Consider the following 23,176-nt stretch of genomic DNA (forward strand, 5'->3'; position numbering starts at 1 on the left):
TTCTACTGAAAAGGCGGTCATGGTACCGTCTTTTTTCATTATTGGAATTATTGGAATCGCCGCAAAAACCACAGACATAGCTGGACTCTGCTACAGTCGGACTCTGCCATACGGAGATGCCGGGAAGCAAAGCCGATGTCACCGGCAAGCGAGGGAGGGGAATGGAAAACCGCAAGGATGTGTCCCGCAGAAACGTCTGGAAGAAGGGAGAGGATGCCGCTTGTAAGCTTCTGACTCGTTGGGGTTGGAAGGTTCTTGCTAAAAATTGGCATTCCATTCGTGGAGAGATTGACATAATAGCCATTGATTCGTCTCAGGATGTGGTGGCTGTCGAGGTGAAAGCCCGCAGTTCCGGAACATGGGACTCCGACCGGGCTGCAACTCTGGTTTCTCCGTGGAAGATTGTCAAGGTATGCCGCTGTCTTGCCGACTTTCTTGCATGTCACCCTGGATTGCTATATCATAGGCAACGTGTCGATGCAATATGTCTTGTAAACGGCGCGACATACTATTTCCGAGGAATAAATGATGAATGGAACTGACCATCAGAAAATGCCGGTGAAAAATGCTTCTGGTTCCCCGCATGGAAAAGGGAGTACACATCGCCGTCGGCCACGTTCTTCCGCGCACGGTCAGAAGACTCCTCAAGCGAACCATGCGCAAAGCGGTCGGCAGCAGGCTCAACAGCAGAAACCACCGGTCCGTAAGTTCCAAGGTACGCTCCCCGGTCTTCCCGTCTACAAAGTCCATGAACCTCTTCCTGTCTGCATTGATTGCGGTCGGACGATTGACACTATTGCATCAGCCATTGCCGGGCAGGAGCCGGGTACATACCGACATTTCGACTGTGTGATTGATGCAATAAAGAGAGAAGAAAGGCTGAACGAGAACCAGAGCGTAAGTTATATCGGTCGGGGAACCTTCGCTGTCATCGAGAAAACCGAGGGCACTCCCGGTTTTACTATTGTGAAAAGATTTGCCGTTGAGGAAGCCGTTGCTTTCAGCGGCATGAAGAAAACCGTGGAGGAGAGCAAGAAATGAATGTAATCAAGCGCAGAGAGGCGATTCTTCCCGGTTCTTTTGATCCTCCGACGAATGGACATCTGGATATCATCCGGCGTTCCGCGTTGCTCTATGACAAGCTGTATGTCATCGTGGCTGACAACGTTCAGAAGCACTATTTTTTTTCTTCCAGGGAACGGCAGGAAATGCTTGCTGACCTTTTGAAAGACAGTCCGAACATTGAAATCCATGTCTGGAGCGGTTTAGTCGTTGAATTTGCCCGCCAAAGAAAAATAGGTGTCATGATTCGTGGCGTCCGTGCCTTGGTTGATTTCGGATATGAGTTCGAGCTGGCAATGACGAACAAGCAGCTCTATCCTGAGCTGGAGGTGTTGTTCATGCCGACATCTCCCGAATACTTCATCCTGCGTTCCAGCGGGATTAAGGAAATGGCGGCATACGGCGCGGATATCTCCATGATGGTTCCGGCTTCCGTTGCGCTGAAGATTAAGGAACGTGTCACGTTATTGACATGATTCCGGTGTTTTGTTATTCTCTGTCGAGTGCAAAAAAATGCTAAGAGGTTGAACAATGGCAGTACCAAAATATAAGACGTCAAAAGCCCGCGCGGCTTCCCGTAAGTCAGCGAACATGCGTCTCGCAGCTCCCACGTTGACGGTGTGTGGAACCTGTGGGAACATGATTCTTCCCCACAGGGTGTGCCCCAAGTGCGGATCGTATCGCGGCAAGCAAGTAATGAGCCGTGAAGAATTGAACTGACAACAGGAGCTGAAAGATGGATAGCAAGGAAGTTTTTGAAAAAATAAAGGCTTTGATTTCCAAGAAACTGGAGATTGATGAGAATAAAGTAACGCTTGGGGCTTCATTCCGCAAGGACTTGGGCGCGGACAGCTTGGATACCTACGAGTTGGTCTATGCGATTGAAGAAGAACTTGGCGTGTCTATTCCTGACGAGAAAGCCAATGAATTCGAAACAGTGAAGGATGCCGTAGACTTCCTGTCATCGCAGCTTTGACATAGCGCACTCCACATGAAGATTGCGTTGTCACGCAAGATGGATTTTGGTAAAGCTCCCCCTGTCTCTCCGGAGAGAAAAAGGGAGCTTTTGTATTTCCAGAAGAATGCAGGTATAAAATTTCACAGTCTTGAACTGTTGAACCTTGCTTTCACCCACCGTTCTTTCTTTAACGAAAGCCGCCATGAGGTGGATAACAATGAACGTTTGGAATTTCTCGGTGACAGCGTGTTGGGTTTCATGGTCAGTGAATGGCTTTTCCTTAATCTGCCTGCCCGTCATGAGGGTGACTTTTCCAAGATACGTAGTTATGTAGTCAATGAGGACAGTCTTGCGGAGATTGCCCTGAGTCTTCATGTGGATCGTTTCCTCATCATAGGAAAAGGCGAGGAGATGAATGGCGGCAGAACCAAGAAAACAATCCTTGCGGACTGCATGGAAGCAATCTTTGCCGCTTATTATCTTGATGCGGGGCTTAAGCCTGTTCAGGAACTTATCCTGCGGCACCTGGTTCCCGCCATCATGGTTGTACTTGATGACAGGCATAAGAAAGATTACAAGACGCTTCTCCAGGAAATTATCCAGAAACGCTATCACAAGTACCCCGTCTATGAGCTGCTTAGGACATCAGGTCCTGAACACGACCGTACTTTCTGGGTACAGGTCAATGTAGTAGGGAACATCTTTGGTCCTGCATCCGGCGCAAATAAAAAAGAAGCCGAACAGAATGCGGCATGCGCTGCGTATGAAGCGCTTACTGGCCACCACAATAAAGATACAGAGTAAGATTGTGACACGCTGATGTGATTCGTGATGCCTTGCGTGAGCTTGTATAGACCGTACAAGTACGCGACCAAGTCACCGTACAAGGCAACCCAGGTGTTATCACATGCGGCGTCTCACGTTCCTGAGAGAGTAGAGGACTGTTCCTTTATTTTTCGATATCTCATCTGCGCTTCGGCAATCAGGATTTCCGGCGTGTTCTTTTCCGGTGAATCCGTCACCAGTTCCAGCAAGTCCTGAAAGATGGTTCCCATGTGTCTGCCCGCAGGTATGCCAGCCGCCATTAGCACTTTGCCATCTACGGTCAAGTCCTTCACGGAAAGAGCTGTCCCCGCATGAAGCTGCTCTCTGATACGGTCTGGGAGCCTGCCGAGGGTCAGCATTGAAGATTTTCCCGCAATGGCTTCCTGGTCAGCCATGTGGAGGGCAAAAAGCTCATCAAGCGCATCTACTCCTATCCGTCTGATGAACCGCCGTACCGCGGCATCCGTCCAGTCTTCCGTATAATGGAGCATGTGGGAACGAACCAGCAGAAGGATGCGTTCCGTATCGGCGCGGGAAAATTTCAGTCTCTCGCATACCATGGCTGTCAAACGTTCAGATACGAATTCATGCTTGTAGAACGTATGACCTCCCGCAATAGTGCCTCCGCGTGTTTCCGGCTTGCCAATGTCATGAAAGAGAGCGGCATAACGGACGTTCAAGGAGGCTCCGTTCTTGGCTGCGGCGTCACAGGCAAGCAGGGAATGTGTGAATACATCGTGGATATGGTATCCACCTTGCTCAATTCCGACACATGCATCAAGCTCAGGCATGAATATCTTCAAGGCATCACACTCCTGTAGCAACCGCAGACAGGCCGAAGGCCGTGCGCCGAGCAGCATGCGTGACAGTTCCTCATGGATGCGTTCCCCACTGACAGCCTCCAGTCCAGGTGAGAGTTTCTTCATGGCAGTGAAAGTCTTGTCTTCAATGGCGAAGCCTAGCTTTCCGGCGAACCTGCATGCGCGGACAATACGCAAAGCGTCCTCGCTCAACCGTGCCTCCGGGTCGCCAATAGCTCTGATGACTTTCCTTTTCAAATCACCGATACCGTCATGGAGATCAGTGAGCACTCCTGTGTACGCATTGACAGCCAGTGCATTGATGGTGAAATCACGACGGGCCAGATCCTGCTCAAGATTGCGGACGAAGGCTACGGAATCAGGATGTCTGCCGTCCGAATAGTCACCATCGACCCGAAACGTAGTGACTTCGTACTGTTGTTTTCTGAACAGGACCGTAACCGTCCCGTGTTTGATTCCGGTGGGAATGACCTTGTGGAAAGTATCCATGACTTCTTCGGGCATCGCATCGGTAGCAAAATCGAAATCCTCATTGCGGATGCCGAGCAACCAATCACGGACAGCTCCTCCCACAATATAGAGGGAAAGTCCCTTCCGTGCGAAGAAGGAGGAAAATTCTTGGATATGAGCAGGCACAGGATAGTTTTTCACATGAAACAAGCTAGCGGGCGGGGGGTGTTTCGTCAAGTCTTCTGCCATGCGTGTCGTCGTGTGTCGTCACGTATGCCCGTTGCCTTGTGAATGGAAAAAGACTATAGTTGTATCATATATCCATGAAAACACAGAGGAGTTCTCTCAATATGTTTCGAGCCGTGAATCCGAAAGTCGATTTTCCCGCTTTGGAAGAAAATATCCTGAAGTTCTGGGAAGACGAAAAAATCTTTGAGAAATCTGTGGACTGCCGTCCGGAGGATAATTCCTTCGTGTTCTATGATGGCCCTCCATTCGCCACTGGCCTGCCGCATTTCGGGCATTTTGTGCCAGGGACTATCAAAGATGCGATTCCACGCTTCAAGACGATGAAAGGCTACCGTGTCGAGCGAGGTTTCGGCTGGGACTGCCATGGTCTTCCGGTTGAATATGAGATGCAGAAGACTCTGGATCTTGCAGGCTATTCCGATATAAACGCATATGGAGTGGGGGCTTTCAACGAGAAGTGCCGTTCCATTGTGCTCCGCTATACAGCCGAATGGCAAAAAGCTGTCACACGGATGGGTCGCTGGGTCAAGTTCGAGGGCGGCTACCGCACCATGGACTGTGATTACATGGAGTCCGTGTGGTGGATTTTCAAGACACTGTATGAAAAGGGACTCATTTACGAGGGCTATAACATTCTTCCGTTCAGTCCAGGTCTTTCTTCCCCGCTGTCTAATTTTGAAGTGAACTTGGGCGGCTATCGGGACGTGACCGATCCGGCGATAACAGTGAAATTCGCCATAGATGGTCAGAAGGATACCTATTTCCTTGCATGGACGACGACACCGTGGACCCTGCCCAGCAACCTCGCCCTTGCCTTGGGCGCAGACATTGACTATGTGAAGGTCAAGGACAAGGCAAGCGATGAATGTTACATCTTGGGAAAAGCAAGGCTTGGCGCTTATTATAAGGATGGAGAAGGCTATGAAATCCTTACGCAGTACAAAGGCAGGGATTTGTCCGGTATGCGGTATGAGCCTCTGTTCCCGTATTTTGCTGATTTGAAAGAGAAGGGAGCCTTCGTTACTGTCCTCGGAGACTACGTTACCATTGAGGAAGGATGCGGCATTGTTCATACCGCGCCAGGCTTTGGCGTTGATGACTATGAAGTGCTCAAGGATACCGGCATTCCTGTCGTCTGTCCCATCGACTTGGAATGCAAGTTCACTGACGAAGTCACGGACTGGAAGGGTGTGTTCGTCAAGGATGCCGATAAAGGAATCATAGCTTGGCTCAAGGAGCGTGGGAAGCTGGTCAAACGGGAAAATTATCTCCATAGTTATCCTTTCTGCTACCGCACACACGGTCCGTTGATTTATCGCGCCATGAACTGCTGGTTCGTCAATGTCACGAAAATCAAGGAGACAGTTCTGGCATGTAATGAGCAGATTACGTGGATACCGGAGCATATCAAGCATGGTCGTTTCGGGAAATGGCTGGAAGGTGCCCATGACTGGGCAATCAGCCGTAACCGCTTTTGGGGCAATCCGATTCCGGTCTGGAAATGTGACGGAAGTGATTATCTTGAAGTAATCGGCAGCAAGGAAGAACTGGAGAAAAAATCCGGACGGAAGCTGGATGACCTGCACCGTCATTTCATTGACGACCTCACGTGGCCGTCACCTGATGGAATGGGAACCATGCGGCGGGTTCCGGATATCCTTGACTGTTGGTTTGAATCAGGCTCCATGCCTGTCGGAGAGCTTCACTATCCCTTTGAGAATAAAGAATACTTCGAGACGCATTTTCCCGCTGACTTCATCAACGAAGGTCTCGACCAGACGCGTGGCTGGTTCTATACATTGACCATCATCGCTGCCGCACTGTTTGAAAAACCTGCGTTCCTCAACTGCATTGTCAATGGCATCATCCTGGCGGCGGACGGCAAGAAGATGAGCAAGAGCGAACATAACTACACCGACCCCATGGAGATTGTCAAACAGTATGGTGCGGACGCATTGCGTTTTTCTTTGATGAACAGCAATGTCACCCATGCCGACGACCTGAAGTTTTCCGAGGACTCGGTCAAGGAAGTAATCAAGATGTTGCTTCTTCCTTTGTGGAACGCCTATTCATTCTTTATCACGTATGCGAACATAGATGGCTATAAGCCTTCTGCGACCGCATATGAAGATTTGGAGAATCCTCTGGACAGATGGATTGAGTCGTCTCTCCAAAAACTGGTGAAAGACAGCACAGATGCCTATGAAGCCTATGATGTGCAGAAAGCCGCTTCGGCGCTTGTGAGCTTCATTGATGGACTGAACAACTGGTACATTCGCCGTTCTCGTCGTCGTTTCTGGCGCAGTGAGAATGACAATGATAAAAAACAGGCATACGATACCCTTTACCACGTACTACTGACTTTCATAAAGGTCGGTGCGCCTCTGATTCCCTTCATCACGGAAGATATCTACGGCAACCTACGTTCCAATGGCATGCCGGAAAGCGTCCATCTTTGCGACTATCCTTGCTATGAGGAAGAAAAGCGTGATTTTGAACTTGAGCAAAGGATGGATTTGACACAGAAAGCCATTTCCATGGGGCGTGCCCTGCGCAGCGCGGTGAACATCAAGATTCGCCAGCCGTTGAACATGCTCTATCTGGTTGACCGTGACGTGCAGGAGCAGACGATTCTGCGTGAGATGGAGGACATCATCGCCGAAGAACTTAACGTCAAGTCCGTCCACATTCAGAGTGTCGAGGAAGGACTGGTCACCTACAGTGCCAAGGCAAACTTCAAGATTCTCGGCAAGAAGCTGGGCAAGGACATGAAGGAAGTCTCCGCTTTGATTGAAAACCTGGAGGGTAGTGTGATTTCCCGTCTCCTTGACGGCGGAAAAGCAGACATATCCTACAGCGGTGGTTTGCTGACGATTTCCGGAGATGATGTCATTGTCCGCCGGGAAGAGAAAGACAATGTAAGGGTTCTCAATGATGGAAGCCTGACCGTTGGCTTTGATACGGAGATTACTGAAGAACTGCTTCTTGAAGGCATTGCGCGGGATGTGATACGTTCCGTGCAGAACCTGCGTAAGGAAAGTGGTCTTGAGGTCTCCGACCGTATCGAACTGACCATCATGGGACCGGATGAAGTGAAACGTGCCGTCACAGCTTTCAAGGATCGTATCTCCGCAGAGACTCTCTCCGGGAATATCATGGTCGTCGATAAGCTGGACGGAGGCGCTGAAGTGGAATGCGGTGAACATTCGGTATGGCTTAAAGTAAGGAAGGCCTGAACCATGAAAACCCGCCGTGCAGGAAAACAAGGGGCAATGACTTCCGCTGCTTTTCTCACGGCGCTGTTCCTTATGCTTGTCTTGTCCATGATGACATTGCTTCTTTCCGGATGCGTCCATACATCGCCCTTCTCCAAAGGCGAGGAGTTTTATTTCCAAGCCCTCGGTGATGCTGACCACGTGGTAGCTACGATGGATGTCCCCGCCACCCGTGATTTGCTGGCATCTTCTTCCCTTGCATCTTCACGTCTTGGATCAGGGAGCGCAGACGTATTGTTAGATAAAGCGGAACGGCTTTCCGTGACTTTCAGCAGGATGGAGACTTCTGATGACTGGGATTACCGGGGGGCTTTTGAAGGGGATTATTCCCGTTTTCTCCTGAATATGGCATTGAAAAGCCAGAATGATTTGACACGGAACAAAGTGGATGGCGTTACATGGTTCGAGGATGCTTCAGGTATGCAGTTCGGCGTTCCGAAAAACGGCATTGTCCTTTTTTCCACCAAAGACTGGGAAAGCCATTATCAGAATACGCTGGTGTCCCGTTCCTTGACCATTCCCGCGGACATAGCACGTAACATGGCCGCGGCAGACATAGGGATTTATCTCAATGCCCCGCGTTCGGTGCCTCTGTTCATATTCGATGTTCCCGCCGCGCTGTTGATGCAGACATCAGAGGCGTATTTCACTATCACGCTTGCGGACGACGGAACCGGTGCGCTGGATGGTGTGGTAAGGATGCATGATCCCCGCCTTGCGAATTCCCTCAGCATGCTCGTCAGATCCCAGCACATCACTACGTTGAGGCGGGATGGACAGAAGATTGACATTCCTTCATTGCAAGGGATGTTCACTCCGGAAGGGGATGTGCTGGTGATTCGTGATTATCCTCTTTCGTCCACCCAAGTCAGGGGAGTCCTGACTGGCTTCGGTTTCTGATGCGGCTTCTGGCCTAGGCATGGTCGGATGTCCCTTCACCGGGTACGTATTCCGTTCCATCATATCCAAAGTGGTACGTGACGGTTTTTTCTACGGCTTCCTCAAGAAGGGTCTCAATTCCCATTTTTTCAAAATGCTCCCGTTCGATATTCCTGTCAGGCTTGACGAGCGGATGCTTCGGGCTGAAGATGACGCAGCAATCTTCATAAGGGAGAATGCTGGTTTCATACGTTCCAATGGTACGGGCAAGGTGGATGATTGCTTGTTTTTCCATGCCGACGAGGGGACGGAGAACAAGCATGTCAGTCATGGAGTCCGTGAAAGACATGCTCTCAAGCGTCTGGCTGGCGACCTGTCCCAAGGCTTCTCCTGTGACAAGGGCTTGGGCTCCCCGCATGAGGGAGAGTGCTTGCGCAACCTTCATCATGCTTGCACGGAGCATCAGAGTCTGTTCTTCCACGTTGCTATGCTGACGCATCCACAGCTGTGCTTTGGTGAAGGGAACGACATGGAGATGCATGCCATGGGTATAGGGGGCGATGAGGGAGGCAAGTGTCTTCACCTTTTCCAAGGCTTCATCTGATGTATAGGGGTAGGCATGGAAATAGACGCTTTCCAACGCCAGGCCACGACTGGCCATCATGTAACCGGCCACAGGGCTGTCAATGCCGCCCGACAACAGGAGCATGCCCTTGCCAGCGGTTCCGACAGGCAGTCCCCCCTGACCTGGAGAATCGCTCGCATACAGGTATATCTTGTCCCTTACTTCGCAATTCAGAACCATGTCAGGCTTCTTTACATTGACTTTCATCTCCGGTTTCCTGTCCAGGATGTATCCTCCCAGCGTGCAGGAAAGCTCATGACTGTTCAATGGAAAACTTTTATCACTTCTTCGCGCTTCTATCTTGAATGTGCCTTTTCCTGTATCGAAAGGCGGAAGTGCAAGGAGCGTATCAGTCGCTGAGGTGAGGGATTCCATATCCTTTTCCACACGGAGAGCAGGCGCGAAACCGACGATTCCAAATGTCCTTGAAAGGATTGAGACGATTAACTCATCGGGACAGGCGGCATCCACATGAAGATAGAGGCGTCCTTTTTCCTTGGCAATGCGGTTTTCCCAAGGACGCAGGCAATCCTTGATATTGTTTTTCAGGCGACCTTCAAATACTTTTCTGTTCTGTCCTTTCAGGGAAATTTCTCCCAACCGGATTAAGTAGAGCTTTGTTTCCATCATTTTTTCCTTGCGTAGCCCAAGAGTGAGGCTTCTGATGCATAGAGGTGCGCGATGGTTTGGGCTAGTTTCCGCGCGTCGGTGGCTTCTGTAGCGTGCCCAAAAGAAATACGTACAGGAGAGTCGATGTCATGTGCTGCCATGCCCATATGTTCAAGGACACCGCTTTCCTGCTTGGCATTGTTTGAACAGGCCGAACCGGCGGAGACGGCGAAACCTTCCTGTGAGAGGCGACGGGTGAACACCTCGGACGGTATGCCGGATACGGAAATTTCCATGATGAAAGGTGTCACGGGGGAAGTGCTGTCTATGGAAGGTGAGATGTGAATAATCCTTGGTGCTTGTTCCGTCAGGATTTTTTCCATGTCACGGCGTAGAGCAGCGCCTTTGTCAATTTTCATCTGGAGATTGTCCGTAGTTTCCTGCAAGGCCGCGGTCATGGCTGCGATGCCTGGCAGGTTCTCCGTCCCCGGACGCAGGCCGTTTTCCTGGTTCCCACCCCGTGACAATGCCCTGACGGAGGGGGATGAGCAGTAGAGCAGGCCGATACCACGCGGCCCGGTGAACTTGTGGGCGCTGAAAGTGGCGGAATCGACGCCAAGTTGTTCCAGGGAGAACACCGTCTTGCCGACAGCCTGTACGCAGTCGCAGTGTACATGAATCTTGCGTCCGAACTTTTTTTCCGCGTCCCGGACGACGCGCACAATTCCCGCGACATCCTGTACTGTCCCTATAATGTTGTTGACCAGCATGCATGTGACCATGCGAGTATCAGCATCAATGTGGTGAAGGAGCTGTTCCGGCGCCATGTAGCCGCCATGAGCGGGAAGGCGGATGACGTCCCATCCTTTCTCACTCAAAATCGCTTCCCAACGTCCGACGGATGGATGCTCGAACCAAGGGATGAGGATTTTCCCCGGTGTCTTGTTCCACAACAAGGAACCCAGGATGATGCTGTTGCTTTCCGTTCCTCCGGAAGTGAAATACAAGGTTGAGGGAGGGACATCCAGAACCCGTGCGCATGAGGCACGGAACTGGGCGAGCATTTTTTTAGCCTGCATGCCGTCAGCATGGACTGATGAAGGATTGCCGAAGAACATACGTGCTGTTCGGGAATATACTTCCAAGGCGGACTCAGACATTGGACTGGTAGCCGCCCAGTCAAAGTAACCGGGATAAGTCATAGCCACTATAATGCGTAAAATCGTAAGGATGTGCAAGCGACTCAAAAGATAGATATGCTTGCCGTGTTGTCCTGACATGGGGTATAACCATCATATGGAAGAAAGAATATCGGTTGTCCTTGCCTCTGGCAGGAAATCATCGGTTTATATTGCCTCGAACACTTCCGAGCTTTCCGCCAGGCTCAGCAGTTATGGAGCCAATGTCCTGTGGGTGATGGACGAACATACATCCCAGCTCTTGCGTCCCTTGCCGCCGATTCATGTGATTTTGGAGGCCGGGGAGCCTTCAAAAAACTGGCGGAACGTGGAAATCATTCTTCGTACCGCCGTCCAGGAAGGCTTGGCGCGGGATGCTGCCTTCGTCGGCATCGGCGGGGGAGTGCTGTGTGACATGACGGCTTTCGCGGCATCTCTTTTCATGCGTGGTTGTTCACTTGTCCTTGTACCCACGACACTCCTGTGCATGACCGATGCGGCTTTGGGTGGCAAGACGGCTATTGATTACATGGGAGGAAAGAACCTGGTCGGTACATTCTATCCTGCCCGTGACATCCTTATTTTTCCTGAATTACTCAAGAGTCTGCCGGAAGGGGAATACGTCAATGGGCTTGCCGAAATGCTCAAGCATGCCCTGTTAACTGAAGATGAAAGTCTTTATCGCACATTCCTCACCAAGAAAAAGAATATCCTTGACCGTGATCCTGTCTTGCTCCGTACCCTGATAGGACTTTCCCTCGATGTCAAGGCGGCATACATTTCCCGTGACCCTGAGGAGAAAAACGGCATCCGTCAGGCTCTGAACCTTGGGCATACCTTTGGACATGCCTTGGAATCTCTCGGAGGCTTCCGTTCTTGGAGTCATGGCGCGGCGGTGGCGTGGGGAATAGGACGCGCGCTTGAGGCGGGAACGATGCTTGGGCTTACTGAACCGCGTTTTGCAGCCGGAGCCCAGAAACTGCTGGCCATGTACGGATACGATATGGATTACCGCATCGGCAGGGGAGAATGGATGCAGTTCCGTCAGAACATCCTCAGGGATAAGAAGAAGGAGGACGGACACGTGCATTTCATCTTGCTTGAGAAGCAAGGAATCCCGATTCGCAGGATGGTGGACGAACAGATGATACAGGCTCTGGTAATCAGCCCGCCCTTGAAGAAATAGCAATCCTGTCTCTGGCATCCCTGTCTTGGGGGGAGGCTGCTTTAGGCGTCGAAGGCACTTAGGAGCTTTCTGTACAGGAGGGCGGTGTTTTTCGCTGTCGCGCCAAGGTTCGTCCGTCTCAGCTCGTCAACGAGCTGTCCAAGAGCATAGATTGAATTGTCCAGTGCCTCAAAGCAATTCTTTCCCGCTGTAAAGTAATAGAGCCCCTGCCCATTGGTATCCAAGGTGATGAATCCCAGAGTCTGCATGTCTTTTTTCATCTTGCATGGAGCAAGAAGGACTTCCAGTTTTTCCTCCAGGTCAGAACCATCATACACGCTGTAGCTTCCCGATGGAGGCTTTTCCTGTATGCCGCGGCTCACGTTCACCTTGCCCACCAGTTCAAGCGCATTGAAGAATTTGTCCCCCGGATGCATGGCAAATCCCTTGTACATCACGGCGACGCGGAAATTGCGTGGACGTTGAGCCGCTTTATCATTTGCCTGTTTCAGTACCGGCAAATCATCCCAAGGAATGACCACCAAAGATGCGTCTTTAGCCAGGGCTTTATCCTTGATGACAGGATAGGTGTGTCCATAGATGGAAAACTGGTGTCCGTCTTGGCTGTCTTGGCCTTGGCCGTTTTGCTTGTCCTGAAAGGCTGGACGTTGAGGCCGGGAGTCGGGAGAATCTTTCCGTGTCTTCCTGTCGGAGGCAATTTTCTTTCCCCTACCTTCATTCTTGGAGGAAACGAACGAATCCCTGCGCTCCTGCCGACCTTCATCATGCCGTCCCAGCCCGGCGAATTTCTTTTCCAAGCCAGGATGAATCTGTTCAAGCCATTCAGGACGGAGCGGACTGACACTACGGGCATACAGACGGCTTGTCTGGACAATCTCGCCAGCAAGGATGTACTGAGGAAGATCGCGGAACCACGCGCTGCCCGGATGAATGTATATCATGTCGGCGGTCAGGCTCTTGTACACGTTGCCACGCATCCTGCAACAGACATATTGGAGCAATCCGGAGGCAAGGCAGCAGAGGTAATCACGCACTGAACCACCATGGGTCAGGGGGAATCCGATTTCACTGACGATTTCGGAAAGTTGCTCATTGACGTTAAGGATTTCATCCATGCACTGGCGATCCAGATAGCGCTCCTTGCAGAAGGAATCTTTCCGGGACAGTGCGATATGCTCGTATAAACTGAACAATTGGAGATACATGACAAAATCCCCGTACTCCGGTGAATTTAGCGATTTGTGCGCCGCACGAGCCGCGTCTTCCTCACCCGGCGGGAAAATAAAGGGAGTCTTTGAAGTCAGGAAGGATACAGCCATGATTACTTCCTGCATGACATCAGGGTAGTGGAGCATTCCTTCGACAATCACCCTGGATTGTCGGGGCGGGAGGGGGAACTTGACCATCTGCTCCCCTATGGAAGTCAGATAGCGTTCTTGGTCGATGGCACCAATGAACCGAAGGGTTTTCTCCGCGCTGGAGATGGCGCTGGTCTTTGGTGGGGAAATGAAAGGGAATGTTTCATATTCAAGGATTCCCAGATCACTCATCCGCAGGATGACCTCACTGAGGTCAGTGCGCTGAATTTCTTCAAGCGTGTAGGTATTGCGGGAATCATAATCCTTCTTGCCATAGAGCCGGTAGCATTTCCCCGGCGCAGTCCTTCCTGCACGCCCGGCACGCTGGTCGCAGGATGAACGGCTTACCGGAAGAGGAACCAGAGATGACGTGAAATCTTTCTGATTATAGAAATTCATCTTGGCAAGCCCGCTGTCTATGACGACCTTGATGCCATCAATGGTTATGCTTGTCTCGGCGATGTTCGTCGCGACGACAATCTTTGTCTTTGCATTCGGAGTGGGGATGAATACCTTTTCCTGGTCCTCCCGTGAGAGGCGTCCGAAAAGAGGGATGATAAAGAGGCTGTTGCCGACGGGGGATGAGAGAAGATTCTGGATGCACGTCTTAATCTCAAATTCTCCCGGCAGAAATATCAGGATGTCTCCACCTTTCTCCGTGACTGTCTGGGTAACGATACTAGTGATAGTATTGACCAAGGTGTCAATCTGGTTGGAATTTTCGACCGAAAGGTAGATGATTTCCACTGGATGAACCCTGGCATCAATGGAAATGACCGGCGCGTTATTGAAGAAGCGTGAGAAGATTCCTGTATTGATGGTCGCTGAACTTATCAGAACCTTGAAGTCGCTCCGCTGTTCCAGTATCTGTTTGAGGAGGCCAAGGATGAAATCAATGTTCAAGCTGCGTTCGTGGGCTTCATCGACCAGAATGACCGAATAACGGGACAACATGGGGTCAGCCTTCAATTCTTGCAACAGGATGCCGTCTGTCATCACTTTTATCCGTGTGTCATGTGTCGTGGTATCACTGAAACGCATTTTGTATCCAACAAAGGAAGTGCCAGGAGAGGAGTCTATCTGTTTCCTGATGAAATCACTTACCGATAGCGTAGCTATGCGCCGGGGCTGGGTAATTCCGATGACGCCAGTCTGAGAATAACCTGCCTCGTGGAGGATGATGGGCAACTGGGTCGTCTTGCCACTTCCCGTAGGGCTTTCGACGATGATTACTTGATTCTTTGCCAGAGCGTCGAGGATTTCCTGCCGGTGTCTGTATACCGGCAGCTCTTTCATGTCCTTCACGCGTTTTCCTTTGTCAGATGTTCGCACACCTGCGTGTCAGTCAGACCGTCCACGGTTTCCCGTGTCGCCAGATTCTTCACAGTCCATTTTTCTCCGTCCTCGGCTATGACCGCATAGGGAATATGACCGGATTCTGCGTATTTATACTGTTGTCCCGCTTTCTTGCTTGCTACGTATACGTCAACGGCAAGGCCGGAAGAACGGAGCAGGCGGGACAACGCAATGCACCGCGTCCTGTATTTTTCATCAACGACCATCACCAACACATGCGCGGAGGCTGTATCGGTCATCAATGGGCTGTCCAGTTCGGCAAGCCCTGACATCAGTCGGTCAAGGCCGATCGAGGACCCGACTCCCGGTATCCGTTCCGGAGAATACATGGAGGCAAGGTCGTTGTACCGTCCTCCGCTGCACACCGAACCGATTGTTTGCAGGTCATCAAGGAATGTCTCGTACACTATGCCCGTATAATAATCCAATCCGCGGGTGATTGAAGGATCAAGCTCGAATTTACTGGCGATGCCGGCATCGGAGAGCAGGTGGTATATCTCACGAAGACGTCCGGAATGCTCTTGCTCCCCACCTGCAAGGGATGAAAGGTTCTCCAGTCTTTCCAGGAAATCCGTTCCTGCCGCGGGTGAAATATAGGACAGGACGGCATTGGCTTTTTCAGATGAGCCGGTCAGGACTTCAAGTTCCTCCCGCGTCGCCTCGGAACCAATTTTGCGCAGCTTGTCGACTGTCCTCAGGACATCGACCGAATGATCCTGAATGCCGAGATGGGCAAGGAAAGCGTTAAAAAGCCCTCTGTGGGCGACATGAAAGGTTACTTTGTCTATTCCCATAGCCGTGAAGGATTCATTCATGATGGAGAGAATCTCGAAGTCTGCCCACGCATTGTCTACGCCGACGATATCGAAGTCACACTGAGTGAACTCCCGGAAGCGTCCTTTCTGCGGATTTTCACCCCGCCAGACTTTGTCGATGTGGAAACGTTTGAAAGGTAGGGCAATCTCATGAGCATGGGCAGCCAGGAAACGTGCGAATGGTACGGTGAGGTCGAAGCGCATGGCGACATCCCTTCCCCCGTTGTCCGTGAAGCGGAATATCTGCTTGTCGGTTTCTCCGCCGCCTTTTCCCAGGAGGACTTCAGTATATTCCAGCGCGGGAGTGTCAATGGGTACGAAGCCGAATGTGGAAAAAACGTGTTCCAGTCGGGAAATGATTCTTTTCTTCACAATTTCCTGCGCGGGAAGTGAATCTCTGAAGCCTTTCAGTATCTTTGGTTCAATTGGCATGAAGGATGCTCCTGTTGCATTTTAAGCCCGGATGTTGTAAACCATAGTAGACAAATCCAGTGGAAACTGCAAGAAGCAGGGCGTGCCCGGCTGACTGCATGTTACGTACATTTCAGGTGAGGCATGCTGATACGATATAAGCAGGATGAACGGGGAAAAAGTATTCCTGTTGCCAGAATCTATACACGCGGGGAACACGGCATTGATGATTCCCTGATTGATGCCGACGCGGCATGGTCGGTTCGGAAACTTCAACAGTCCGGAGCCGAGGCATATATCGTCGGTGGAGCAGTGAGGGATCTGCTGGTAGGTCATGTCCCCAAGGATTTCGACATTGCTACCAACGCCAGTCCACGCCAGGTTCAGAGGATGTTCTGGAACGCGCGAATCATCGGAAAACGTTTCAAACTTGTCCATCTTGTCTTCAATGACAAGATATTGGAAGTCTCGACCTTCCGTAGTGATGAGGAAATGGCGGAAGACGGAAGCAACAATGTCTTCGGTACGATAGAGCAGGATGCCCGGCGGCGGGACTTTACCATAAACGCTCTCTATTATGACCCGATGACAGGGCATCTGCTGGATTTCAATGATTCCCTCCAGGATTTCAAGAAAAAACGCATCAGATCCTTGATTCCGCTCAAGGAAACCTTCATTGAGGATCCTGTGCGGATGATCCGCGCCATCAAATATGCTGTATCCACGGATTTTTCCCTGCCGTTGTCCCTCCGAATGGCCATCAGGAGTCATTCCAGGGAGCTGTCACGTGCGTCGGTAAGCCGTTTGACCGAGGAAGTGAATAAGATACTCGCGTCGGGTGTTTCCGCGCGAATCTTCAGGAAATTGAAAGATTACCAGCTTCTCGGATACATGCTCCCCGGCATAGCTCCCCATATCGGAACCCCGGCAATGAACGCATCCCTTGAAGCAATGGATGACGCGGTGATGTCAGCCAAGCATGGCCGTGGCTCCGCAGTCTCCCGTGGGGAGATGATAAAGGCATTGGTTGCTCCCCTTGTCTCCCTTGGCGATGCATCGCTTTCCGTTGATGAGAGGTTCAAGGAAGTCTATAAGTCCATCAAGGCCATCATTGCTCCCATGACGCCGAGCAACTATGAGATTGAACTCGCTTGCGAACGCATACTTAGGGAAAATGGGTTCCGTACCCCGCGCAATTGTGTACGGCCTCGACCGTCCGGCATCCGTCCTCCCGGTCAGGCTCGTCGGAAAGGGGGGAGGCAGGAGAGCGGACGCCGTCGGCAGTCACCGAAAGCGGTCAAGCCCGGAGTCAAGCAGCTGGACATGGAAGAATCTGCCAGTGTGACTGCCCCTGGGACCGAAGCTGATATGCCGAAGACGTCTTCCCGTCCTAAGCGCAAGCGTCCGCACAGGCGCAGGAAAAAAAGCCCTGCAACTGCCACGCAGCAGCAAGCGGACTCTGTCGCCGTTGAATAAGGTTAAGTAAGAAGCCAGAGGAAAATTCTCTTTTACATGCCCCATTCTTCAATTTCAAGGTTCACGCCGGTCGTTGCTATGCTGCCATATCTTTCCAGACTCTCAGCAATATAAACTTGCAGTTCCTGGAGCGTCGATGAAATTCTGTGGGAAATTGGCACACGCAACTTCACGGTCAGGTTGTAGCCTTCCGGAAGTAGTTGTACGGAGACTTTTTTTACTTTCAGATGGGTGTCAAATTCATTGAGGCAGTGAACTACCATCTGTGTGAGGGCTACGTCACTGACGGCGACCCTGCCATGCTTGCTGAATCGAGGACGTACTATCGTTTTTTCAAAGACTTTTTTCTTCAACCATGGCAACTTGAGCTTGCTTCTGAAAAAAACGCTGAGAGAATCATAGACAATCTGGGGATAATTGCGGGTTATCTCTATGGTAGGGACGGGGATGACATGCTTGCCTTCGGTGTAGCGTATCCGCATGGCGGTGTCGATTTCTTCCTTGGTGGCGATTTCCTCGATATGGAATATCTTCTCAGGCTCAGGCAGATTGAGGCGAGCCGCAATTTTCCGAACCATTTTCTCGCTTGTTCCGATGATGAGAATTCTGTGATATTTTTCCTTCTGGAGGGCATTGATTACATCACTTTGCTTCTGGAGGTCATCAAAAAGAGCAGTTTTCACCGCAGTCAGGAAATTAGGCTCCTGCTTGGCCGAGCTTCCCGCGAGTATCCTGTCTCCACGTATCAGAAGTCCATCATCAATGATCAGCTCTATGTTGTATTTTTCAGCGACAAGTTTTGAGCGGAAACTCTTTCCTGTTCCGCTACGTCCAACCAGGGCATAAACCTTTATTCCTTTGAACTTCCAGAAAGCATAACGAAAAACTCGATTCATTGTTCTCATTATAGTCCAAATCAACTACAATGAACAGGAATTCCCTGTTGATATGTGAGTGAATTCACAATTTTAAATTCTTGGACAGGATGTCCGCATCCGTGTCCTCCGGTTGTTTTAAGGGGTATGTATGATACGAAGCGTGACGTTCAGGCGTGGTGGAGTTCATCCGGTGGATTCAAAGTCATTTTCAGTAAACGTGGCGATTACCCGCATGCCCATGCCGTCGGAACTGGTCATTCCTCTCGGTGCGCACATCGGTGCGCCTTCCACGTGTCTTGTAAAAGCGGGCGACAGAGTGGTGAGGGGACAGAAAATTGGTCAGTCTACAGGAAATGTCAGTACGAACGTACATTCGTCCGCCACGGGCGAGGTCAGGGCGATCCGTGAGATACACTTGTTCAATGGGGCAGTGTGCCAAGCGGTTGTCATTGCGCCGGACGCAATCCAGCCTGACATGGACGGTACTGCTGCCAGTACGGCTCCGGAGTGGAAGACGCTGACTCCGGCTGAATTGTCTGCCCTGATTCACGAAATGGGGGTCGTCGGTGCAGGAGGGGCGGCATTCCCGACTCATGTGAAACTTGCCGTACCCCCTGGACGCAGGCTTGATGCCTTGATTATCAACGGCAGTGAATGTGAACCTTATGTGACTGCCGACCATAGGCTCATGCTGGAACATGCCGACGAGTTGCTGGAGGGAATCGCCATCCTGAAGCGTATTCTGTCGCCTCCCGCCGTCTATATAGGCATTGAAAAGAACAAGATGGATGCGGTCACCTTGCTCCAGGATAAAATAAGTGCCCAAGGATTGGCCATCACGGTCTGTCCACTCCAGACAAAGTATCCCGAAGGTGATGAAAAGATTCTGATTAATGCCATACTGGGACGGGAGATTCCCCAAGGCAAGCTGCCCATCGATGCCGGAGCAATCGTAACGAACGTATCCACCGTATATGCCATCCGACAAGGTTGCGCATGCAAGATGCCGTTCATCGACCGGGTTATCACCGTGACAGGCGAGTGCATTGCCCGTCCTGCGAATCTCCTGGTGCCGATTGGGGTCAAAGTCCGCGATGTGGTGGAATACTGCGGGGGATATTCCTCGACTCCCGGTAAACTTATTACCGGAGGCCCCATGATGGGCTTCGAGGTTGATGAAGACGCTCCTGTGACCAAGGGCATGGATGGCATCGTCGCATTGCCTTCTGTCCCAGTCAGGCCGACAACCCCATGTATCTCATGCGGTCGATGTCTTGATGCCTGTCCCGTGGGTCTTTCTCCCACGACTATGTTTAAGTTAATTGCCAGCGGAAACATCAAGGCTGCTCTGGGCTTGAATTTAATGGACTGTAGGGAATGCGGGGCTTGTGCCTATGTCTGTCCCGCGCATATACCGCTTGCAGCGGGGTTCTCATGGGGCAAGAAAATGCGGAGGACGGTGTAAAATGGCTTTTGATGCTTTCATAAAAAAGGGTTCTCCCTATATCCATGATGGCTCGACCAGTTCCGTAATCATGTGGTCGGTTGTCATTGCGCTTTTACCCGCCGCGGCGTGGGGGGTGTGGATGTTTGGAATATCCGCGCTGTGGGTGCTTCTGGTTTCCGTCATTGTCGCCATGGGGACTGAATATCTTCTTGGGTTGATTGGGAGCGAAGCGCATGACATGAGCATCCTTGATGGTTCTGCGTGTGTTACCGGGCTGCTGGTCGGCATGAACATGCCTTCCTCTGTTCCCCTCTATGTTCCCGCGATAGCGTCGGTCTTTGCCATCGCAGTGGTCAAATGGCTTTTCGGAGGACTTGGCGCCAACTGGATGAATCCGGCGTTGGGAGGTCGTGCCTTCGTATTTTTCTCGTTCACTTCGGCCATGTCATCCTTTCCCGTGCCTGGTGTCCTTACGCAGGCATCGGTTCCTGTCGCCGCCGCAGCAAGTACCGTAGCCGCAGCAAGTACCGTAGCCGCAGCAAGTACCGTAGCCGCAGCAAGTACCGTAGCCGCAGCAAGCACCGTAGCCGCAGCAAGCACCGTAGCCGCAGCAAGCACCGTAGCCACAGCAAGCACCGTAGCCACAGCAAGCACCGTAGCCACAGCAAGTACTGTAGCCACAGCAAGCACCGTAGCCACGGCAAGCACCGTAGCCACGGCAAGTACCGCTGTAGTCGCTGATGCAGTGGCAAGTGCTACTCCTCTTGCCTTGATAAAGACAGCTCTTGCCTCCGGAAAAGGGGTGGGGCAGGGTTTTGCTGAACTGATGACCGCACAAGGATATCCTGCCACTGAATTTGCCAAGAGCATATCAGACTTCTTCGGTGGTCACGTCTCTCCCTATGCTGTCGATGCTTTCTTTGGGAATATAGGCGGCTCCATTGGTGAAATCAGCGCAATCCTGCTTCTTGCAGGGGGCATATTCCTCCTTGTGAAGAAAATCATTTCATGGCATATCCCCGTGTCTTATCTTGGTTCCTTTGGACTTTTGGCGTGGATATTCGGCGGACTCCGTTCGGAGCTACCTCTTTTCCATGGCGATGTCCTTCTTCCTTTGCTAACCGGCGGTCTTGTCTTGGGAGCCTTATTCATGGCCACGGATATGGTCACTTCACCTATCACCAATCCGGGACGGCTTGTTTTTGGCATTGGATGTGGCGTCCTGACATTCCTTCTTCGTTACTATGGTTCCTTGCCGGAAGCGACATCCTTGGCAATTCTCATAATGAACATTCTGACTCCTACCATTGACAGGTACATCCGACCGAGGCTGTATGGAACCGGACGACAGGCAAAATTGGGAAACAGGGAGGTGACGGCATGACTGAAAAGATTAAGACTGTGCTTATAGTCACCATATCCTTTGTCGTTGCTTGTTTTCTTCTTGCAGGACTCAATGCCATTACCGCGCCGATTGTCTCTGCCGCTGCGTCATCACAGGAGCAGGCAGACTACATTGGGGTTGCGTCAGGAAACAGTCTGGGACTGAAGGAAGCGGTGGAAGGCGTTGCCTCGGTAAACTATCGCCTGGAGATGAAGGATGTGAACGGAAAACATGTGGGCTGGGTGCTCGACCTTACAGGTAGCGGCTTCGGCGGACCAATGCGCATCGTTGCAAGCTATGACCTTTCCGGAGCCATCATCGCTGGTACGATACTGGAGAATACCGAAACACCCGGTATCGGGACACGGAGCCAGGAGCCTGGGTATTTCGATATGTTCACAGGAACAGGAGGTCAGGTTCCCGTACCCGTTTCCGCAGCCAGGCTCAGTGCAGGTCATGTACAGACAATGAGTGGTGCGACGATTACTTTTACTGGCATTGCCCGCGCACTTGCAGCAGGTTCCGACTATATCAAGAGTCTGGGAGGTACAAGGTGATGAAATTCACAACATATGAGCAAGACGGACAGACATCAATGCCAGCAGTATGCCTTGCTCTGGGCATATGCACTGCGCTGGAAGCTGCTGCCGCCGTCAATTCCGCCATTGTCCTTGGACTTCTTCTGTTGTCAATCATGATGCTTTCTTCTCTTGTCACATCGTTCCTGCGGAAGGTCATAACTTCTGATGCCGCTCTTTTGGTGCCGCTCATCGTCATTGCTACCTTCACATCCGCCGCATCCCTTTTGCTTCAGGCTTTTGCTCCCGCGTTGCATGGGACATTGGGAATTTCGCTTCCTTTGCTGACAGTGAACGCTCTTATTCTCAGTCGGATACATGGTTTTGCCCGTGGACATGGAGTTATAGCTTCAATGCGTGACAGCCTCCTGAGCGGGCTTGGTTTTCTGGGGAGTCTGACAGTCATAGCCCTGGTCAGGGAAGTACTGGGGAAGGGGACTGTCACCCTCTTTCCCATAGGGGATTGGAACGGTGTCATCACGCTGCCTTTTATTTCCTCCGCGCCCATCAAGGTTGCAGTGAGTATGGCAGGAGGTCTGATGGTGCTGGGCATGTTCATGGCATTCCATTCCGTTGTCTTGGCTAATCGGGCAGAGAAGGAGAAAACAGCATGAGTTACATTGGCATACTTATTACCTATATCCTTGTCAGCAATCTTGTCCTTGTCCACGGGCTAGGAATTGGGACGCTTGCGGCTCCTTGCCCCACACGCACAAAGACTTCCGTGGCTGCTTTGATAGCAGTTTCAACTGTCCTTTCCGGCATCTTGGGCTGGATAGTCAGAACTGTCATTCTGCTTCCTTTGAAAGCGGATTACTTGTCCGTGCTGGTCTCTGTCATGATTGTGGCAGGCATCGGCATGGCGGTGTTGGCTGTTGTCAGGGCATATGCGCCGGAATTTCATGAAGACGTCAAGGCGTTTGCTCCCCATGTCCTGACTGATGGCATAGTCATGGGACTGCTCCTGATTATTGCTATGGAAGGTTATGGTTTTGGTCAGGCTCTCTTTGCGTCGGCAGGGACAGGACTGGGCTTTCTTTTGGTTGCCGTTCTCCTGGGGAATATCCATGAACGCCTGCTTCTTCATCCTGTAAGGAAATCTTTTTCCGGTCTTCCCATCTTGTTCGTTTCGTTGGGACTGATGGCTTTGGTATTTTCTGCGGTTGATTCCACGCTTCTCACGAATCTAAATCTCATGTAACACTGTAGTAGGTTCATGATAGCTGCCTTGACGGATATTTTTCAGAATTATATTCGTCCAATTGTATGCGATTGAATGATTGAAACAGACGAGCAGAGCAAAAAAAGAAGCATTGGCAAATTTCACTTTTACACTATCCTCCGGATGGCGTTGCA

Annotated in this window: 21 protein-coding genes; 15 read left to right on the forward strand and 6 right to left on the reverse strand. The window is 51.3% G+C overall.

All coding sequences use genetic code 11. The annotated features are described in order from the left end of the window. Positions 1-161: 161 nt before the first annotated feature. From SPICO_RS02600 to rnc, 6 genes are read left to right on the forward strand one after another with little or no spacing between them, the layout of a single operon-like run. Positions 162-542, forward strand: a complete 381-nt coding sequence (locus SPICO_RS02600) for a YraN family protein (protein ID WP_013739139.1) — start codon at positions 162-164, stop codon at positions 540-542. After that, positions 529-1,041, forward strand: coding sequence for a hypothetical protein (locus SPICO_RS09690; RefSeq protein ID WP_052295817.1), 513 nt, complete (start codon positions 529-531; stop codon positions 1,039-1,041). Before SPICO_RS02600 ends, SPICO_RS09690 begins: the two co-directional genes overlap by 14 nt. Further along, entirely contained in the window at positions 1,038-1,538 is a 501-nt protein-coding gene (gene coaD, locus SPICO_RS02610; protein ID WP_013739141.1) for a pantetheine-phosphate adenylyltransferase, read from the forward strand. The genes SPICO_RS09690 and coaD overlap by 4 nt, the downstream gene beginning before the upstream one ends. Positions 1,539-1,593: 55 nt before the next feature. Then, entirely contained in the window at positions 1,594-1,782 is a 189-nt protein-coding gene (gene rpmF, locus SPICO_RS10060) for a 50S ribosomal protein L32 (RefSeq protein WP_013739142.1), read from the forward strand. Positions 1,783-1,798: 16 nt separating this feature from the next. Beyond that, a complete protein-coding gene (acpP, locus tag SPICO_RS02615; protein WP_013739143.1) occupies positions 1,799-2,038 on the forward strand; it encodes an acyl carrier protein in 240 nt (79 codons plus the stop codon). A gap of 15 nt (positions 2,039-2,053) precedes the next feature. Then, entirely contained in the window at positions 2,054-2,824 is a 771-nt protein-coding gene (rnc, locus tag SPICO_RS02620; RefSeq protein WP_013739144.1) for a ribonuclease III, read from the forward strand. A 113-nt stretch (positions 2,825-2,937) separates the two neighbouring features. Here rnc and SPICO_RS02625 read toward each other — a convergent pair whose 3' ends face one another. Continuing rightward, positions 2,938-4,317 (reverse strand): CCA tRNA nucleotidyltransferase, encoded by a 1,380-nt coding sequence (locus SPICO_RS02625; RefSeq protein WP_041395475.1) that lies wholly within the window; start codon positions 4,315-4,317, stop codon positions 2,938-2,940. Between the two features lie 149 nt (positions 4,318-4,466). On the opposite strand from SPICO_RS02625, the gene ileS reads away from it, so the two are divergent. Both ileS and SPICO_RS02635 read left to right on the forward strand, forming a co-directional pair. Then, a complete protein-coding gene (gene ileS, locus SPICO_RS02630; protein ID WP_013739146.1) occupies positions 4,467-7,601 on the forward strand; it encodes an isoleucine--tRNA ligase in 3,135 nt (1,044 codons plus the stop codon). 3 nt (positions 7,602-7,604) lie between these two features. Beyond that, a complete protein-coding gene (locus SPICO_RS02635) occupies positions 7,605-8,540 on the forward strand; it encodes a hypothetical protein (RefSeq protein WP_013739147.1) in 936 nt (311 codons plus the stop codon). Between the two features lie 13 nt (positions 8,541-8,553). On the opposite strand, the gene thiI is transcribed toward SPICO_RS02635, so the two are convergent. After that, positions 8,554-9,771, reverse strand: coding sequence for a tRNA uracil 4-sulfurtransferase ThiI (thiI, locus tag SPICO_RS02640; RefSeq protein ID WP_013739148.1), 1,218 nt, complete (start codon positions 9,769-9,771; stop codon positions 8,554-8,556). After that, on the reverse strand, positions 9,771-11,033 hold the full coding sequence (locus tag SPICO_RS02645; protein ID WP_013739149.1) for a cysteine desulfurase family protein: 1,263 nt from the start codon (positions 11,031-11,033) through the stop codon (positions 9,771-9,773). Before SPICO_RS02645 ends, thiI begins: the two co-directional genes overlap by 1 nt. A 16-nt stretch (positions 11,034-11,049) precedes the next feature. Between SPICO_RS02645 and SPICO_RS02650 the strand changes: the two genes are divergently transcribed. After that, positions 11,050-12,117 carry a 3-dehydroquinate synthase gene (locus SPICO_RS02650; protein ID WP_013739150.1) on the forward strand — a complete coding sequence of 356 codons (1,068 nt, stop codon included), beginning with the start codon at positions 11,050-11,052 and terminating at the stop codon, positions 12,115-12,117. 41 nt (positions 12,118-12,158) lie between these two features. Here the strand turns inward: SPICO_RS02650 and SPICO_RS02655 are convergent, their stop codons facing one another. Next, complete coding sequence (locus tag SPICO_RS02655; RefSeq protein ID WP_041395480.1) at positions 12,159-14,771, reverse strand: helicase-related protein; 2,613 nt, start codon at positions 14,769-14,771, stop codon at positions 12,159-12,161. A gap of 5 nt (positions 14,772-14,776) precedes the next feature. After that, positions 14,777-16,078: a histidine--tRNA ligase gene (gene hisS / locus SPICO_RS02660; RefSeq protein WP_013739152.1), complete on the reverse strand. Its 1,302-nt coding sequence runs from the start codon at positions 16,076-16,078 to the stop codon at positions 14,777-14,779. A gap of 123 nt (positions 16,079-16,201) precedes the next feature. Here hisS and SPICO_RS02665 point away from each other — a divergent pair, with 123 nt between their 5' ends. Continuing rightward, entirely contained in the window at positions 16,202-17,533 is a 1,332-nt protein-coding gene (locus SPICO_RS02665; protein ID WP_013739153.1) for a tRNA nucleotidyltransferase/poly(A) polymerase-related protein, read from the forward strand. A gap of 32 nt (positions 17,534-17,565) precedes the next feature. On the opposite strand, the gene SPICO_RS02670 is transcribed toward SPICO_RS02665, so the two are convergent. Further along, a complete protein-coding gene (locus tag SPICO_RS02670) occupies positions 17,566-18,429 on the reverse strand; it encodes a peptide ABC transporter ATPase (RefSeq protein WP_041395001.1) in 864 nt (287 codons plus the stop codon). Positions 18,430-18,559: 130 nt separating this feature from the next. Here SPICO_RS02670 and rsxC point away from each other — a divergent pair, with 130 nt between their 5' ends. Genes rsxC through SPICO_RS02700 form a run of 5 tightly spaced genes read left to right on the forward strand, consistent with a single transcriptional unit; the run spans position 18,560 to position 23,021 of the window. After that, positions 18,560-19,876 carry an electron transport complex subunit RsxC gene (rsxC, locus tag SPICO_RS02675; protein ID WP_013739155.1) on the forward strand — a complete coding sequence of 439 codons (1,317 nt, stop codon included), beginning with the start codon at positions 18,560-18,562 and terminating at the stop codon, positions 19,874-19,876. 1 nt (position 19,877) lies between these two features. Further along, the gene (locus tag SPICO_RS09695; RefSeq protein ID WP_013739156.1) at positions 19,878-21,242 is read left to right on the forward strand and encodes an RnfABCDGE type electron transport complex subunit D; all 1,365 of its coding nucleotides are present in this window, start codon (positions 19,878-19,880) and stop codon (positions 21,240-21,242) included. Further along, positions 21,239-21,799: an FMN-binding protein gene (locus SPICO_RS02690; RefSeq protein ID WP_013739157.1), complete on the forward strand. Its 561-nt coding sequence runs from the start codon at positions 21,239-21,241 to the stop codon at positions 21,797-21,799. Before SPICO_RS09695 ends, SPICO_RS02690 begins: the two co-directional genes overlap by 4 nt. Further along, positions 21,799-22,434 (forward strand): Rnf-Nqr domain containing protein, encoded by a 636-nt coding sequence (locus SPICO_RS02695; RefSeq protein ID WP_013739158.1) that lies wholly within the window; start codon positions 21,799-21,801, stop codon positions 22,432-22,434. The genes SPICO_RS02690 and SPICO_RS02695 overlap by 1 nt, the downstream gene beginning before the upstream one ends. After that, positions 22,431-23,021, forward strand: coding sequence for an Rnf-Nqr domain containing protein (locus SPICO_RS02700; RefSeq protein WP_013739159.1), 591 nt, complete (start codon positions 22,431-22,433; stop codon positions 23,019-23,021). Before SPICO_RS02695 ends, SPICO_RS02700 begins: the two co-directional genes overlap by 4 nt. The last annotated feature ends 155 nt before the right edge of the window (positions 23,022-23,176 follow it).

Origin of the sequence: Parasphaerochaeta coccoides DSM 17374 (assembly GCF_000208385.1) — a bacterium.
Lineage (GTDB): Bacteria > Spirochaetota > Spirochaetia > Sphaerochaetales > Sphaerochaetaceae > Parasphaerochaeta > Parasphaerochaeta coccoides.